Source organism: Terrabacter sp. Root85, assembly GCF_001429185.1.
In the GTDB taxonomy this organism is placed as follows: domain Bacteria; phylum Actinomycetota; class Actinomycetes; order Actinomycetales; family Dermatophilaceae; genus Terrabacter.
Genome location: NZ_LMIW01000008.1, coordinates 64,519 through 79,549, shown reverse-complemented (window position 1 = coordinate 79,549; position 15,031 = coordinate 64,519). Strand labels below are relative to the sequence as shown.

Annotated in this window: 13 protein-coding genes; 3 read left to right on the top strand and 10 right to left on the bottom strand. The window is 72.5% G+C overall.

Features of this window, described 5'->3' with window-relative positions:
* Positions 1-90: 90 nt before the first annotated feature.
* Positions 91-318 (top strand): helix-turn-helix domain-containing protein, encoded by a 228-nt coding sequence (locus ASE25_RS06930; RefSeq protein WP_020142994.1) that lies wholly within the window; start codon positions 91-93, stop codon positions 316-318.
* Between the two features lie 20 nt (positions 319-338).
* Here ASE25_RS06930 and ASE25_RS06925 read toward each other — a convergent pair whose 3' ends face one another.
* Positions 339-884 carry a hypothetical protein gene (locus ASE25_RS06925; RefSeq protein WP_056825617.1) on the bottom strand — a complete coding sequence of 182 codons (546 nt, stop codon included), beginning with the start codon at positions 882-884 and terminating at the stop codon, positions 339-341.
* A gap of 98 nt (positions 885-982) precedes the next feature.
* On the opposite strand from ASE25_RS06925, the gene ASE25_RS22690 reads away from it, so the two are divergent.
* Together ASE25_RS22690 and ASE25_RS06915 are read left to right on the top strand one after the other, a co-directional pair.
* A complete protein-coding gene (locus tag ASE25_RS22690) occupies positions 983-2,149 on the top strand; it encodes a LysM peptidoglycan-binding domain-containing protein (RefSeq protein WP_056824252.1) in 1,167 nt (388 codons plus the stop codon).
* A complete protein-coding gene (locus tag ASE25_RS06915; RefSeq protein ID WP_056770598.1) occupies positions 2,149-2,688 on the top strand; it encodes an Rv3235 family protein in 540 nt (179 codons plus the stop codon). Before ASE25_RS22690 ends, ASE25_RS06915 begins: the two co-directional genes overlap by 1 nt.
* A gap of 102 nt (positions 2,689-2,790) precedes the next feature.
* On the opposite strand, the gene secA is transcribed toward ASE25_RS06915, so the two are convergent.
* The 9 genes from secA to ASE25_RS06870 form a co-directional block, all read right to left on the bottom strand.
* Positions 2,791-5,634, bottom strand: a complete 2,844-nt coding sequence (gene secA / locus ASE25_RS06910) for a preprotein translocase subunit SecA (protein ID WP_056824250.1) — start codon at positions 5,632-5,634, stop codon at positions 2,791-2,793.
* Positions 5,635-5,837: 203 nt separating this feature from the next.
* Positions 5,838-7,100: a winged helix-turn-helix domain-containing protein gene (locus tag ASE25_RS06905; RefSeq protein WP_235508583.1), complete on the bottom strand. Its 1,263-nt coding sequence runs from the start codon at positions 7,098-7,100 to the stop codon at positions 5,838-5,840.
* 78 nt (positions 7,101-7,178) lie between these two features.
* A complete protein-coding gene (locus tag ASE25_RS06900) occupies positions 7,179-7,862 on the bottom strand; it encodes a response regulator transcription factor (RefSeq protein WP_020142999.1) in 684 nt (227 codons plus the stop codon).
* A 135-nt stretch (positions 7,863-7,997) separates the two neighbouring features.
* A complete protein-coding gene (gene hpf / locus ASE25_RS06895; RefSeq protein WP_056824242.1) occupies positions 7,998-8,651 on the bottom strand; it encodes a ribosome hibernation-promoting factor, HPF/YfiA family in 654 nt (217 codons plus the stop codon).
* A 268-nt stretch (positions 8,652-8,919) separates the two neighbouring features.
* Positions 8,920-9,762, bottom strand: a complete 843-nt coding sequence (locus ASE25_RS06890; RefSeq protein ID WP_056824239.1) for a ComF family protein — start codon at positions 9,760-9,762, stop codon at positions 8,920-8,922.
* A gap of 159 nt (positions 9,763-9,921) precedes the next feature.
* Positions 9,922-11,715 carry a GerMN domain-containing protein gene (locus tag ASE25_RS06885; RefSeq protein ID WP_056824236.1) on the bottom strand — a complete coding sequence of 598 codons (1,794 nt, stop codon included), beginning with the start codon at positions 11,713-11,715 and terminating at the stop codon, positions 9,922-9,924.
* Positions 11,712-13,466 carry an MtrAB system histidine kinase MtrB gene (gene mtrB, locus ASE25_RS23440; protein ID WP_304437913.1) on the bottom strand — a complete coding sequence of 585 codons (1,755 nt, stop codon included), beginning with the start codon at positions 13,464-13,466 and terminating at the stop codon, positions 11,712-11,714. Before mtrB ends, ASE25_RS06885 begins: the two co-directional genes overlap by 4 nt.
* A 1-nt stretch (position 13,467) precedes the next feature.
* Complete coding sequence (gene mtrA, locus ASE25_RS06875) at positions 13,468-14,145, bottom strand: MtrAB system response regulator MtrA (protein WP_056825614.1); 678 nt, start codon at positions 14,143-14,145, stop codon at positions 13,468-13,470.
* A 229-nt stretch (positions 14,146-14,374) separates the two neighbouring features.
* Positions 14,375-14,920 carry a hypothetical protein gene (locus ASE25_RS06870; RefSeq protein WP_235508582.1) on the bottom strand — a complete coding sequence of 182 codons (546 nt, stop codon included), beginning with the start codon at positions 14,918-14,920 and terminating at the stop codon, positions 14,375-14,377.
* Positions 14,921-15,031 lie beyond the last annotated feature (111 nt).

Here is a 15,031-nt window from a genome sequence, read left to right as displayed (position 1 = left end):
CGGGTGGCACCGGCCGTGTCCGGACGCGCCGCGGGGGGGTACGGGTGTGGTCGAGGCCGTCGCCAGACGGTGCCCAGAGGAGGAGTCAACGTGGCCCAGCGGTTCCTGCAGCTCGCCGAGGTGTCGGAGATCCTCAACATCTCCTCCGCCCAGGCGTACGCCCTCGTGCGCTCCGGGGAGCTGCCGGCCATCAAGATCGGTGGCCGGGGCCAGTGGCGCGTCGAGGCCACGGAGCTCGAGGGCTACATCCAGCGGATGTACGCCGAGACGAAGTCGTTCGTGCAGGCGCACCCGTTCGGCGGCTCCGCCGAGGAGTGAGGCCACCCCGGTCCCGGCTCTCAGAGCCGGCGGACCGAGCCCAGTGACCAGAAGGGCACGAGCGTCCGCCCGGTGACGTTGGCCGCTCGTCGGGCCTCGTCGGCCGCGTGCTCGGCGATCTCGAGGTGGTCGGACGCCACGACGTCGATGGTCCCCGTCGATGCGTGCCCGTCCACATCCACGACCTCCACGACGGCGCGGTCGCGGCTCACCGCCCGTAGGGCCGCCCCCAGGCCGAACCTCCGGGCCACGACGGAGGGCGTCCGAGCCCCCGGCGCCAGTCCCGACACCGCGCGGACCGCAGGCAGAGCCACGAGGACCGGCCGTCCCGGCGCGGTCTCGACGAGTGCCCAGTCCGGCCCCACGTCGACGAGCCGACCCGTGAGCACGCGGTCGCGCACCCGCAGCCCCACGTGCGTCGCACCGACGTTCGCGAGCAGCCGCGTGTGCAGGTCGAGCAGCGCGCGCTCGCGCCGGGTGCGGTCGGCGACCTCGGCCTCGAGCTCCCGCACGTCGTCCAGCGCCAGCTGCGCCTCGAGGTCGTCGAAGAGCCGGTCCCAGCGCATGCGCACACCCTCCCCTGCCCCGACGTCGCGGGCCACCCGGCGATTCTTGACCAACAGCATACTTGACCAAACACAAGCAAACTGCATTGAATGAAGCCATGGACAGGGGACTGCAGCCAGCACAGGGACACGGAGCGGGAGCACGCAGGGCCGCCCGACGAGACGACGAGAGCGGCCGCGCAGCCAGGCCTCTCCCCGCTCAGCGACAGCGGACGGGCCTGGACGGCCCGCGCCTGCGCGAGGTCGGGGCCGGCGCCGTCGGGCTGGCCGTCGCCGTCATCACCCTGCTGACTCTCGTGACGGTCGCACGGCGGTGCAGCCACACTGCTGACACCGCCCGGCCGGACGACGTCCTCCTTCTCGTTCTCGCCTGGATGGGCGTCCTGCTCGCCGCGTGGCTCGCGCTCGGGTGCCTGTTCGCCGTCGCCTCCCTCCTTCCGGGTGCAGCAGGACGGGTGGCCAGCGAGGTCGCCGACCATGTCACCCCGACCGCGGTGCGCAAGGTGCTGACCCTCGTCCTCGGCGCCTCGGTCGGCTCGGTGGCCCTGCCCCCGGCGCCCGTCTCGAGTGCCGGCTCCGCTCCGACGGCACGCGGCGCCGGTGTTCAGGCGTCGTCCGCCGAAGGGGCCTCCGCACCGGACCTGACGCCCGGCTACACACCCACCGAGCTGACGCCGGGCTACACACCGTCCGCCGAGTCCGCCGGGTCCGCCGGGTCCGCCGGGTCCGCCGGGTCCGCCGGGTCGGCTGGGTCTGCCAGCCCGACCCCGTCGTCCCACTCGCAGCCCGCCGACCTTCCCGGGCTCCCCGTCGATCCGGGCCACTCCCCCACCCCAGGCACGCAGCAGGGCATCGCCGCACCTGCGTCCCCGAGGCCGCCGGACGGGCCCGGCTACCTCCCGACGCAGCCCGTGCCGGTGCTCGACGCGGACCGGTCGCAGCTCATGGCCCCGCCCCCGCGTCCCGCCGCATCGGCCCACGACCTCGTCACGGTGCGCCGTGGCGACTCGCTCTGGACGATCGCCGCCCGACACCTCGGTCCGGACGCCTCCGACGCACAGATCTCCCGCGAGTGGCCGAGGTGGTATGCCGCCAACCGCGACGTCGTGGGTGAGGACCCCGACGTGATCATGCCGGGGGTGCAGCTGCGTCCGCCCTCGAGCGCCCCGTCAGGGCCGGACAACCCTGAGTCCCACGCAGCCGTGCCACGGCCGTCCAGCGCCGGCGCCGGCGACAGGGTCCCCGCAGAGCAGGGAGCCCGGTGATGACGCGAGCGACCACCACACCCGGCCAGACCGGCACCTCCACCCGCGACGGCTTCACCGTCCGGCGCATCCCCCAGACGGCGCCTCGGATCATCAGCGCAGACGAGGCCTGGCACGGGGAGCCGCCCTACGCCCAGGACGCCCTCGCCCTCGACTTCTTCGGCGCGCGCGACGACGAGGACTTCGGCCGGCAGCCGACCCGCACGAGCCTGCTCCCCGAGCCGGCCCCGCTCGTGGGCCGCCTGGCGCAGGCCATCGTCGAGGTCGTCTCCGGCCAGCGCCCCGCTCCCCAGCTCATCCGGCACACGGCGCCGACGATCTACTCGGTCATCGCCAGGCAGGCCATGGTCGCCGGCCGGCGTCGCACCCCCGGCCCACGCCGTTCGGCCGTCGTGCGTCGCGTGCGCGTGTGCGAGCCGGCCGACGGCATCGTCGAGGCCTGCGCCGTCGTCGTGTCGCACGGGCGAGTCCGGGCCCTGGCCCTGCGGCTCGAGGGCCTCGACGGGCGGTGGCTCGTCACGGCGCTCACCATCGGCTGACCGCGCGCGTCATCCGCGGCCGCGCACCCGGCGTACGACCTCGGGTGGGGGTGCAGACGGCCCGGGCTCCCTCAGGGGCCCGGGCCGTCGTGCGTCGCTGCGTCAGCGGCGCTTGCGCTTGACCTTCTTGCCGCGACGGTCGGCCTTGCGCTCGACCGTCTGCTGGCCGCCGGTCTCGACGGCGCGGCCGTCCTCGCCGGGGGCGGTGTAGTGCAGGGCGGCCGGGCGCTGCGACTCGGGGTCGAGGTCGACGCCGGAGACGCGCACGCCGGAGCCGAACGGGCGGCGTCCAGCGGCCGCGGCCTCAGCCTCCTCGTCCGTCTCGCCGTTGCGGGCGGCGGCACCGGTCGCGTCGTCAGCGACGTGACCGGCGGCGGCGAGCCCGCCGACGAGGTCCCCGACCGACATCGGCGCGGCGCCGACGGGAGCGGCGGCGGCCTCGGGCAACTGCACCTCGACGGAGAAGAGGTGGCTCACCGACTCCTCCTTGATGGCCTCCATCATCGCCTCGAAGAGCTGGAAGCCCTCGCGCTGGTACTCGATGAGCGGGTCGCGCTGGGCCATGGCCCGCAGGCCGATGCCCTCCTGGAGGTAGTCCATCTCGTAGAGGTGCTCGCGCCACTTGCGGTCCAGGACCGACAGGACGACCCGGCGCTCGACCTCGCGCATCGTCTCCGCCCCGAGCGTCTCCTCACGCTGGTCGTACGCGTGGTGCGCGTCGGACATCAGCTGCTCGCGGAGCAGGTCCGCGGTGATCGCCTGGCGACCGCCCGCCATGTCCTCGACCTCCTCGATGGTGACCGAGACGGGGTAGACCTGGCGCATCGCGTCCCAGAGCTTCTCGAGGTCCCAGTCGGCCGCGAAGCCCTCGGCCGTGGCCGCGTCGACGTAGGAGCCGACGACGTCGTTGACGAACAGCCGCAGCTGCTCGTGGAGGTCCTCCCCCTCGAGCACCGCGCGGCGCTCGTCGTAGATGACCTGGCGCTGGCGGTTCATGACGTCGTCGTACTTGAGGACGTTCTTGCGGATCTCGTAGTTCTGCGCCTCGACCGAGCCCTGGGCCTTCTGGATCGAGTTCGTGACCATCTTGGACTCGATCGGCACGTTGTCCTCCATGCCGGCGGTCTGCATGAAGCGGTCGACGAGCCCGGCGTTGAACAGGCGCATGAGGTCGTCGTTGAGCGAGAGGTAGAAGCGCGACTCACCCGGGTCACCCTGACGGCCGGAACGACCGCGGAGCTGGTTGTCGATGCGGCGCGACTCGTGGCGCTCGGTGCCGAGGACGTAGAGGCCGCCGAGCTCGGTGACCTCCTCGTGCTCGGCCGCGACCTCGCGCTCGGCCGTGGCGAGCGCCTCGTCCCACGCGGCTTCGTACTCCTCCGGCGTCTCGTGCGGGTCGAGCCCGCGACGCTTCAGCTCGGCGACGGCCCGGAACTCGGAGTTGCCGCCGAGCATGATGTCGGTGCCTCGACCGGCCATGTTGGTCGCGACGGTGACGGCACCCTTGCGGCCCGCGTCGGCGACGATCGCGGCCTCGCGCTCGTGCTGCTTGGCGTTGAGGACCTCGTGCTTGATGCCGCGCTTCTTCAGCTGCTGCGAGAGGTACTCGCTCTTCTCGACCGACACGGTGCCGACGAGGACGGGCTGGCCGACGGCGTACTTGTCGGCGATGTCGTCGACGACGGCGTCGTACTTGGCGACCTCGGTCCGGTAGACGAGGTCGGCCTGGTCCTTGCGGACCATCGGGCGGTTCGTCGGGATCGGGATGACGCCGAGCTTGTAGATCGAGTTGAGCTCGGCGGCCTCGGTCTGGGCCGTGCCCGTCATGCCCGAGAGCTTGCCGTACATGCGGAAGTAGTTCTGCAGGGTGATCGTGGCGAGCGTCTGGTTCTCGTTCTTGATCTCGACGCCCTCCTTCGCCTCGATGGCCTGGTGCATGCCCTCGTTGTAGCGGCGGCCCGGGAGCATGCGGCCGGTGTGCTCGTCGACGATGAGGATCTCGCCGTTCATGACGACGTAGTCCTTGTCCTTCTTGAACAGCTCCTTGGCCTTGATGGAGTTGTTCAAGTAGCCGATGAGCGGCGTGTTGACCGTGTCGTAGAGGTTGTCGATGCCGAGGAGGTCCTCGACGCGCGCGATGCCGGACTCGAGGACGCCGACGGTGCGCTTCTTCTCGTCGACCTCGTAGTCGCCGCGTCCGTCCTCGCCGCGGTTGAGTCGGGCCGCGATGCGGGCGAACTCGACGTACCACTTCGTCGCGAGGTCGGCCGGGCCGGAGATGATGAGCGGCGTGCGCGCCTCGTCGATGAGGATCGAGTCGACCTCGTCGACGATGCAGAAGTTGTGGCCGCGCTGGACGAGCTCGGCGGGGTCCCACGCCATGTTGTCGCGGAGGTAGTCGAACCCGAACTCGTTGTTCGTGCCGTACGTGATGTCCTTGGCGTACTCGGCGCGCCGCTGCTCGGGCGTCATCTGGCTGAGGATGCAGCCGGTCTCCATGCCGAGGGCGCGGTGGACGCGGCCCATGAGCTCGGACTGGTACTCGGCGAGGAAGTCGTTGACCGTGATGACGTGAACGCCCTTGCCCGACAGGGCGTTGAGGTAGCTCGGGAGCGTCGCGACGAGGGTCTTGCCCTCACCGGTCTTCATCTCGGCGACGTTGCCCATGTGCAGCGCCGCGCCGCCCATGACCTGGACGTCGAAGTGCCGCTTGCCGAGGGTGCGCTTGCTCGCCTCGCGGACGGCGGCGAACGCCTCCGGCAGCAGCATGTCGAGGGTCTCGCCCTTGTCGAGGCGCTCGCGGAAACCCTTGGTCTCGTCGCGCAGCTCCTCGTCGGTGAGCTTCTCGAAGTCGGCCTCGAGGGCGTTGACCTGCTTGGCGATGCCCTGGAGCTTCTTCAGGGTCCGGCCTTCGCCGGCGCGAAGCAGCTTCTCGATGACGGCCATCTGGTGATCTCACTCCCGACTGAACGTGTGGACTCGCCCGGTGGGCGGGCTCCATCGCCCGTGATGGGTCACGGGACCCGCCTAGGCTAGCCGCCTTCCGGACACAACGACCAACGCATCGGCGCGCGGCCCGGTTCCGACACCGTGGGCAGCCCGGTCCGCGCCGGTGCCCGAGGGCGTATGCCGGGTGCCCCGGGACGCGCTCAGCCGCCCGCGGCGGCGCCCGTCGGGTCGACGGCCTGGTCGACCCCCTGGTCGAGGGCCTGGTCGACGGGCAGGTCGACGCGACCGAGCCCGAGCCAGGCGGCCATCGACTCGAGGTTGGCGAGCAGGGCCGGGCGCGCCTCGGCGGGCGCCCCGGGTTCCCACGTGACGCGGTGGCAGCGCAGCACGCCGGCGACGCGGTCGGCCTTGAGGTCGCACCGGGCCACGAGGGCGTCTCCGTGGAGGAAGGGCAGGACGTAGTAGCCGTGGACGCGCTTCTCGGCGGGTGTGTAGATCTCGATGCGGTAGTGGAAGTCCCAGAGGGCGTGGATGCGCTCGCGCTGCCAGACGAGCGAGTCGAAGGGGCTGAGCAGGGCCTCGGCGTGGATGCGTCGCGGCAGCCGGGCCTCGGCGTGCAGCCAGGCCGGCTTCCAGCCCGGCACGGTGACCGGGATGAGCTCGCCGTCGGCGACGAGTCGGGCGATGGCCGGGCGGGCGTCCTCGCGCCTGATCCGGAAGTAGTCGGCGAGGCACAGCTCGGTGCCGACGCCGTGGGCCCGGGCGGCGATGCGGACGAGCTCGAGGTAGCGGTCGGGGTCGGCCTCCGGTCCGGGACGGTCGGTCCAGGCCTCGCGCAGCGGCGGCGGCGCGGTGGCCGCGAGTGCGGCATACCGGCGCTCGAACTGGGACGTGCGCCCTGCCGAGCTGATCCGTCCGGCCCAGAAGAGGTACTCGAGGGCCTGCTTGACGTCGGACCAGTTCCAGCCCCAGTGGTCGGTGCGCCGGGGCTGGTCGTGCGCGAGCGCGACCTCGACCTCGCGCGCGGTCATCGGGCCGCGGGCCTCGACCTCGGCCCGGACGAGGTCGACGTAGTCGGGGCGCTCCTCGAGGATGCGCCGCATGCCGCCCCACGCCTTCTCGGCGGCCGCGCGCATGCGGAAGTCGAGCAGCGGCCACGTCGACGGCGGGACGAGGCTCGCCTCGTGGGCCCAGTACTCGACGAGGCGTCTCGGGGCGCGGTCGCGGGCCCGGTCGAGCAGCGCCGGGTCGTAGGGCCCCAGCCGGGAGAAGAACGGGAGGTACTGGCTGCGGGCGAGCACGTTGACGCTGTCGATCTGGACGACCCCGACGCGGTCGACGACGCGCTGGACGTGGCGCATCGTCGCGGTGAAGGGCTCGGGGCGGGGGTCGAGGAAGCCCTGGGCGGCGATGGCGGTGCGGCGCGCCTGCGCCCGCGTCATCCGGCGCGTGGCAACGGTCATGGACGGTGCTCCTGGGCGTCTCGGCCCGGTCGGTCGTGGTGGGTCGTGGTGCTCGCGGTCGGTCGGCGGCAGTCGGGGTCAGTCGGGGTCGATGAGCCGCTGGCGGACGGCATACATCGCCGCCTCCATGCGCGAGTGCATCTGCAGCTTGTCGAGGATGTTGCGGATGTGGTTGCGCACGGTGTTCTCGGAGATGAACAGCTCGGCGCCGATCTCACGGTTGAGCTTGCCCTTGGCGACGCTGCGGAGGATCTCGAGCTCGCGGTGGGTCAGCCGCGGCAGCTCCAGCCCCGGCGTGGGCGCGGGCGGCACGTCTTTCTGGCTGATCGCCTTGAACTCCTCGAGCAGCTTGGACGCCATGAGGGGCGAGAGGAGCGACTGGCCCTGGAAGACGCTGCGGATGCCGGCCGCCACCTCCTCGGGAGGCACGTCCTTGAGGAGGTAGCCGTTGGCCCCGGCCCGGACGGCCTCGAAGAGGTTGGCCTCGTCGTCGGAGCTCGTCAGCATGAGGATGCGCGCCGAGGGCACCCGCTGCTTGATGACCCGGCACGCGTCGATGCCTCCGCGCTTGGGCATGCCGACGTCCATGACGATGACGTCGGGGAGGATCTCCTCGGCCTGGTCGACCGCCTCGATCCCGTCGGCCGCCTCACCGACGACCTCGATGCCGTCCTCCGTCGACAGGACGGTCTGCAGACCCCGACGGTAGAGGGCGTGGTCGTCGACGATGAGGACACGGATGACGTCGGGGGGCGGGTTCACGCCTCCATCTTGGCCCAGACCACGGACACGCCGCCCGATGGACGGCCCGCATCGGCGCGGCGCGGTCCGGACGCCCGTCGGGGCGCCCCCTGGACGGGGACGCCCCGACGCCGTCGACGTCCGGGGAGCAGGGGATCAGCCCGTGGCGGCGACGGCGACGTCCGCGTCGGTCTCGAGGTGCAGCACCCCGTAGCTCCAGCCGCGGCGCCGGTAGACCACGCTCGGGCGATCGGTGTCTGCGTCGTGGAAGAGGAAGAAGTCGTGTCCGACGAGCTCCATCTGGTTGACCGCGTCCTCGAGCGACATGGGCGCGGCCGTGTGGATCTTCTCGCGGACCTCGATGGGTGAGTTGCCGAGCGCACCGAAGCGCTCGAGGTCGTCGACCCGACCGTCACCGGCGTCGCCGGCTGCGGAGTCGTCGGCAGCCGCGCCGTTCGCCGAGGCGTCGATGCGGGCGGTCGCCTGCGCGACCGACTCGGGGATGCGTCGTCCGCGACTGACCTTGCGCTTGTCGTGCACCCGCCTCAGGCGGTCCATGAGCTTGTCCACGGCCGCGTCGAGAGCGGCGTACTTGTCGTCGAGACAAGCCTCCGCCCGGATCACGGGACCCTTGGCGTGGCACGTGATCTCGACCTTCTCGGACCCACGGGCGACCCGCTCGTGGGTGACGACGACGTCGATGCGGTGCACCTTGGGGGCGAGCGCGGGCACCTTGGCCAGTCGCTCGTCGAGCTGCTCACGGAATCGGTCGGGGATCTGGACGTGGCGTCCAGTGACGACGATCTCCACGGTTCCTCCTTGATCGCGCACGTCTTCTTCGTGCGGGCAGTGAGAGTGTTTCCGGGCCTCTGGTCACCTAGGACGGGCCCGCGGTCGACGCGGCACCACCCCTTCCTGTCGATCACGTCCCCGAGGGCGGCCGGCAGGCCGTTCCCCGTGGGACGGGGGTCCATGACTCGACACTACTGGGGCCGCGCGCCCACTGGAAGGCGTGCCGGACATCCCCCGGCAACATCACACGCACGGTGCCCGCCAGGGCCTCCCCGGAGGCCACGGGTCACCCGCGGGTCCGCTGGGTGGCGGCCAGCGAGGCGCCCACGACGGACCCGGCACCGGCAGCCCGCAGCGCCCGGGCGGCCTCGGCGAAGGTGGCCCCCGTGGTCACGACGTCGTCGACGAGCAGGCATCGTCGGCCCCGGATCACGTTGTGCCACAGGGGGATCACTGACAGGGCCCCGGCGAGGTTGCCGCGGCGCTCGACCGTCCCCAGTCCCGACTGGTCCTCCACGCGCCGCACGTGACGCAGGGCCGGGGCGACCCGGAGCGCCGGCCCGGGTCGCCCGACGAGCTGTGCGACCGCTGCCTCGCACAGGCCTGTCATCGGCGTGTCGCCGCGCTCGCGGACGGCGCGTCGCGACGAGGGGGCCGGGACGACGAGCACGCCCCCTGCGTCCCAGCCGACGCCGGCCAGCGCCGCGTCGAGCGACACGGCGAGGAGGGGCACGAGGACGGCCTCGAGGTCGCGCCGGCCGGCGTCCTTCCACGCGGACACGGCCGCGCGGAGCGGGTCGGCGTAGACGCCCCAGGCGTGCACGGGCGGCATGCCCTCCGGGACGGGATGCGGCACGACCCAGGGTCCGCCGCCGTGCACGCGGGCGTGGCCCTGCACCGCGGGCGTATGCGTCGAGTGACCGCCGGGGTCACGCGAGGCGGGTGCCCCGAAGGCCAGGCCCTCGAGGGCACGTGTGCACCGAGCACACCAGACGGCACCCGGACGGAGGCATCCGCCGCACTCGCGCGGGAGGACGAGGTCGACGAGGTCGCTGTCGCGCACCCGGGCCGCGCCGACCGAGAGGGCGGCGCCGATTGCCCGCCCGAGGTCCCCGACCCCGCGCCCCACGCGCCTCTCGCGCCGCGGCGGGCCTGCCAGCCCTGACCCGCGACGCCCTCGCACGCCTCCAGCCCACCTCACGGCGGCCTGAGGGTCGAGACCTGAGGCCGTCACTGGGGACGACGGCCGTCGGGCGTGCGGGGGTGTGGACGGCCGGACCGGCGGCGTTCAGCCGCCGGGGACGAGGACGTCGCTGCCGCGCTCGATGAGGGGCCAGTTCGAGCCTGCCCTGGCGAGCACCCGGTTGTCGCTCGTGACGATGATGATGCCGCGCGGGCCGCCGACGGTCGTGATGGTCACGGCTCCGGGGACCGCGCCGAGCCGCGCTGCGCCGGTCCGTGTGCCGTCGACGCCCGCACCGATCGTCGCCAGCCACGCCCGCATCGGGTCACCCTGGCGCTCCTGGCCCAGGACGGCGTACCCGACCGGGTCGAGCCAGGTGACGTCCTGGATGCGGGTCAGCGACTGGGCCTGGCGCAGCGGTTGCGCGAGCGCCTGCGGCTCGCCGTTCGTCGCGCGGACGATGCCGCTGAGACCGAGCTGCTCGTCGCCTCCCGACCGGTCGGTCGTGACGATGAGCACGCGGGTGGCGTCCGCGGCCACGGCGATGGCCTTGACCCGGCGGTCCCCCAGCCACGGCGTGCTGATCGGCTTCGGGGCGGAGTCGGGGTCGCTCGAGACGGAGTCGAGCACGTAGACGCGGTCGTCGCCGTGCTCGTCGCTGCCGGCGATCCACAGGTAGCCGTCGGCGTCGTAGACCGGGCGGATGAGCGATGTAGCGAAGGAGGCGACCGTCCTCGGCTGCTCGGTCGCACGCCAGATGGACAGGTCACGCCCGTTGGCCGACACCGCCGCCACCTGCTTGCTGTCGACGGCGAGCGCGAGGCTGCGCCACGTGTCGCGGATGCGCGCGATGTCGCCGTCCTTGGGCTTGAGGTCGGGCCGCTTCGCGTCCTGGGTGTCGGGGACGTAGCGCGGGTCGAAGCGCCTCATGGCATCGCCCGTGCGCAGCTGCGCCGTGTCGAGGAAGGTCTTGGGGACGACGTCGTAGCCCAGCTCGGCCGCGGACGACACCGTGGTCACGCCGCCGGGCAGCTCGAGCTGGGTGCTGTCGACGGCGAGGGACACCGAGCTCACCGACGAGATCTGGCTCAACGTCTTGGTCAGCTGGGCCCACATCGCGGCGCGACCGGCCGGGTCGGCCGACAGCGCCTCGCTGCTGAGGTTGACCTGGGCCCTGCCGTTCGTCACCGGGACGGCGTTGACGGCCAGCCGGGTGCCCGTGGGCACGCCCGTGGCGACGGCGCCGGCGAGGTGGCCGGGCACGGCGCTCAGCTGGGCCCGCGCCAGGGTCGTGGCCAGACGGGACCCGATCGGGAACCACCGCGAGTCCGGCACGAGGTCGCGCCCGGTGCGCGTCACGTAGTGGACGACCCGGTTGACGTAGACGCGGTTGAACTGGTCGTTGTCGAGCCACAGCCCGAAGCCGGTCTTGGGCAGCTCCACGCGCCACTCGCCGCCCACCTTCGTCAGGCCGAGGGTGACCTTCTCCCGGGTGCCCGGCGGCTGCTCGACGTAGCGGCCGTCCGGGGTCAGCCTGGCCAGGGCGTCGGCGCTCACCTCGACGGTGTCGTCGGTGAGCCGGCGCAGCGTGAGGTCACCGTCGTAGACGACGACGTCCTCGCTCGACCATCGCCAGAGGTCGACCGACTGCGGCGTGAGGAACAACTGCCCGGTGGCATGGGTCTCGTCGGTGTCCTCGCCCGCCCGGAGGAACCCCCGGACGACAGCCTCCTGGCTCGCCCCGTCGAACGGGCCGACGGCCACGACGCGGACCGGCTCGTTGAGCACCTCCCCCAGCGCGCGCCCTTCGACGACCGGGCCGGTGCCGGGCAGGCCACCGCACGCCGCGAGGGCGGTGGAGGCGGCGAGCAGCAGCGCCGCGAGACCGCGGGCTCTCACGGGGCGCGCTCCACGACGATGCGTCGCAGGCGCAGCGTGTCGTCGTCGGCCGGGCGGCCGGCGTCCGAGGACCCGTCGCCGCCCGCAGGGCCGGTCGAGTCGTCCCCTCCGGCAGCGCGGGCGCGGGCGGCCTCCGCCGCGAGCGGGCTGAGCGGCAGGGGCGAGCTCGTGATCGTCGCATCGGCCTGGCGCGGCAGGGTGAGGCGGAAGCACGACCCCTCTCCCCGTGCTCCCCAGGCCTCGAGGCGGCCGGCGTGCAGCCGGGCGTCCTCGAGCGCGATGGCGAGGCCCAGGCCGGTGCCACCCGTCGTGCGGGCCCGGGCCGGGTCGGCACGCCAGAAACGGGTGAAGACGAGCGCCGCCTCGCCCGGCCGGAGCCCGACGCCGTGGTCGCGCACCGTCACGGCGACGGCGGAGTCGTTGGACCCGATCGTCACCTCGACGGGCTTGCCCTCGCCGTGCTCGACGGCGTTGGACACGAGGTTGCGCAGGATGCGCTCGATCCGGCGCGAGTCCATGTCGGCGACGACGGCGCTCGAGGGTGCGTTGACGACGAGCTGGGTGCCCTTGCGGGCGGCGAGGGTGCGGTGCGCGTCGACGGCCCGCTCGACGCAGGCACGCAGGTCGCTCGCCTCGACCTCGAGCACGGCCGCACCGGCGTCGAACCGCGAGATCTCGAGCAGGTCGCTGAGCAGCGACTCAAAGCGGTCGAGCTCGCCGCGGAGCAGCTCGGCCGAGCGGGCGACCGTCGGCTCGAAGTCGTGCCGGGAGTCGTGGATGAGGTCGCCGGCCATGCGGATCGTCGTGAGCGGCGTGCGCAGCTCGTGCGAGACGTCCGAGACGAACCGCTGCTGCACGCGCGAGAGGTTCTCGAGCTGGGCGATCTGCTGCTGGATCGAGGCGGCCATCCCGTTGAAGGACGTGCCGAGGCGTGCGAGGTCGTCCTCGCCCTTCGCCTGCATGCGCTCGTTGAGGTTGCCCTCGGCGAAGCGCTCGGCGACGGAGGCGGCGCGACGCACCGGGTCGGCGACGAGCCGGGTCACGACGAAGGCGATGGCACCGATGAGCAGGATGAGGGCGGCACCGCCGAAGAGGAAGGTCTGCCCGATGAAGCTGATGATCTCGCGCTCACGGTCCATCGGGTAGATGAAGTAGAGGCCGTAGTTGCCCGCCACGGGGAGCACGACCTTCTGGCCGACGATGACGGCGGAGATGCTGCCGTTGCCCTCCTCGATCGTCGCGACCTGGAGGTGCTGGCGGTCGGGCTGGGCCGCGACCTGCTGGCGCAGCTCGTCGGGGATGAACCGGACGCCGACGCTGCCGCTCTCGACCGTCCTGACGATGAACGGCGACGTGTTGTCGTCGAACCGCGTCAGCACGACGTAGCGCGTCTCGTTGCCCGCGTCGCGCCGGTAGGTGTTGATGAGCGTCGTCGCGAACTGGGTCAGCTTCTCCTGCGTGTCCGTCTGGTCGGTCGAGTCGAACTGTCCCTGGGCGTCGGTCGCGTCGCGCAGGCTGTCCTCCGACGCGATGCGCTGGCGGCTGTCGACGAGCCCCTGGGCGATCGAGCCGTAGAGGTAGGTGCCCACCGCGGTGAGCACGAGGATGCCGAGGAGCATCGTCACGACGACGACGCGGAAGCCGAGGGAGGCCCGCCACAGGTGGAGCAGCCGGCGCCAGGCCCGGCGCAACGCCGCACCGGCCCGCGAGGCCAGCCCCGCGGGTCCGCTCCGGGCCGCGCGCTCCGTCATGTCAGGACGGGCCGGCCTTGTAACCGACGCCACGGACGGTCACGACGATCTCGGGCCGCTCGGGGTCGTGCTCGATCTTGGAGCGCAGTCGCTGGACGTGGACGTTGACGAGGCGGGTGTCACCCGCGTGGCGGTAGCCCCACACCTGCTCGAGGAGCACCTCGCGGGTGAAGACCTGCCAGGGCTTGCGCGCCAGCGCGACGAGCAGGTCGAACTCGAGCGGCGTCAGGGACAGTGACTCGCCGTCGCGCTTGACGGAGTGGCCCGCCACGTCGATCTCGAGGTCGCCGATCGACAGCTTCTCGGGCGCGGGCTCGTCGCCGCGGCGCAGCCGGGCTCGGACGCGGGCGATGCGCTCCTGCGGCTTGAAGGGCTTGACGACGTAGTCGTCGGCGCCGGACTCGAGCCCCACGACGACGTCGACGGTGTCGGTGCGCGCGGTGAGCATGACGATGGGCACCCCGCTCTCGGCACGGATGCGACGGCAGACCTCCATGCCGTCGAGCCCCGGGAGCATGACGTCGAGCAGCACGAGGTCGGGCCGCGACTCACGGAAGGCACCGACCGCCTCGGAGCCGTCGGCCACGTGCGTGACCTCGAGCCCCTCGTTGCGCAGCACGATCCCGAGCATCTCGGCGAGTGCGAGGTCGTCGTCGACGACCAGTACCCGACCCTTCACGACACACTCCTTCCCGGGACCGCGGACCACGCGCCCCGTACGTCCTGACCAAATCATCACACACGCCTGACGACCTGCTGACCCAAGCGAGTCGTGACCGGGCGCCGTATGCCGTTCGCAAACCCTCCGCGAGCACGTGACGGGAGCGGGCCACGGCATACGGCTCGCGACGCGGCGAAGGGCCCCGACGGTGTCGGGACCCCCCGTGGAGCGGTGCGGCGTCAGGCCGTCAGCTCTGCGTGACGTACCACTTGCCGCCGATCTTGACGGCCTTGAAGCTCGAGACGACGTCGGCGGCGAGCGCCGGCTCGGTCGTGACGCTCTCGAAGGTGGCGTTGTTGCCGTTGACGGTGGCGCCGCTGATCTTCAGGCCCTGGAAGGCCGCCCCGAGCTCCTTGATCTGGTCGAGCATCGGCGTGATGGTCTTGCCGCAGGCCGCAGCGGCCCCGGGGATGCTCGAGATGGCCTTGCCTCCCGTGGCCATGAGCGTGCACACCGTGTTGCCGTCACCGGCGACCATGGCGTCGAGCCACGAGGTCATCGCAGCCTCGGGCGTCGCCTGGTCGACGGGACCGGCCGTCGCGTTCGTCGTGCCCGTGTCGGTGGCGCCGGTGTCGTCGGTCGTGCCCGACGACATCGTGTCGGACGGCGTGGTCGCGCTCGAGGTCGAGAGGGCCGGAGTGGTCGGTGTCGCTGCCGGGTCGACGGACTTCGAGCAGGCGGCGAGCGAGACGGAGAGGGCCAGTGCGAGTGCACCGGTCAGGAGCTTCTTCATGGAGGGTCCCTGCCAGACGGGTGGTCGGTGAGTCCCCCGATCCTCCCACGGGAGGGCCGCCCGGGAGCGTCGAGGAGCACGGCAGGAGCGGTTCGCGCAACCAGCCGCGCC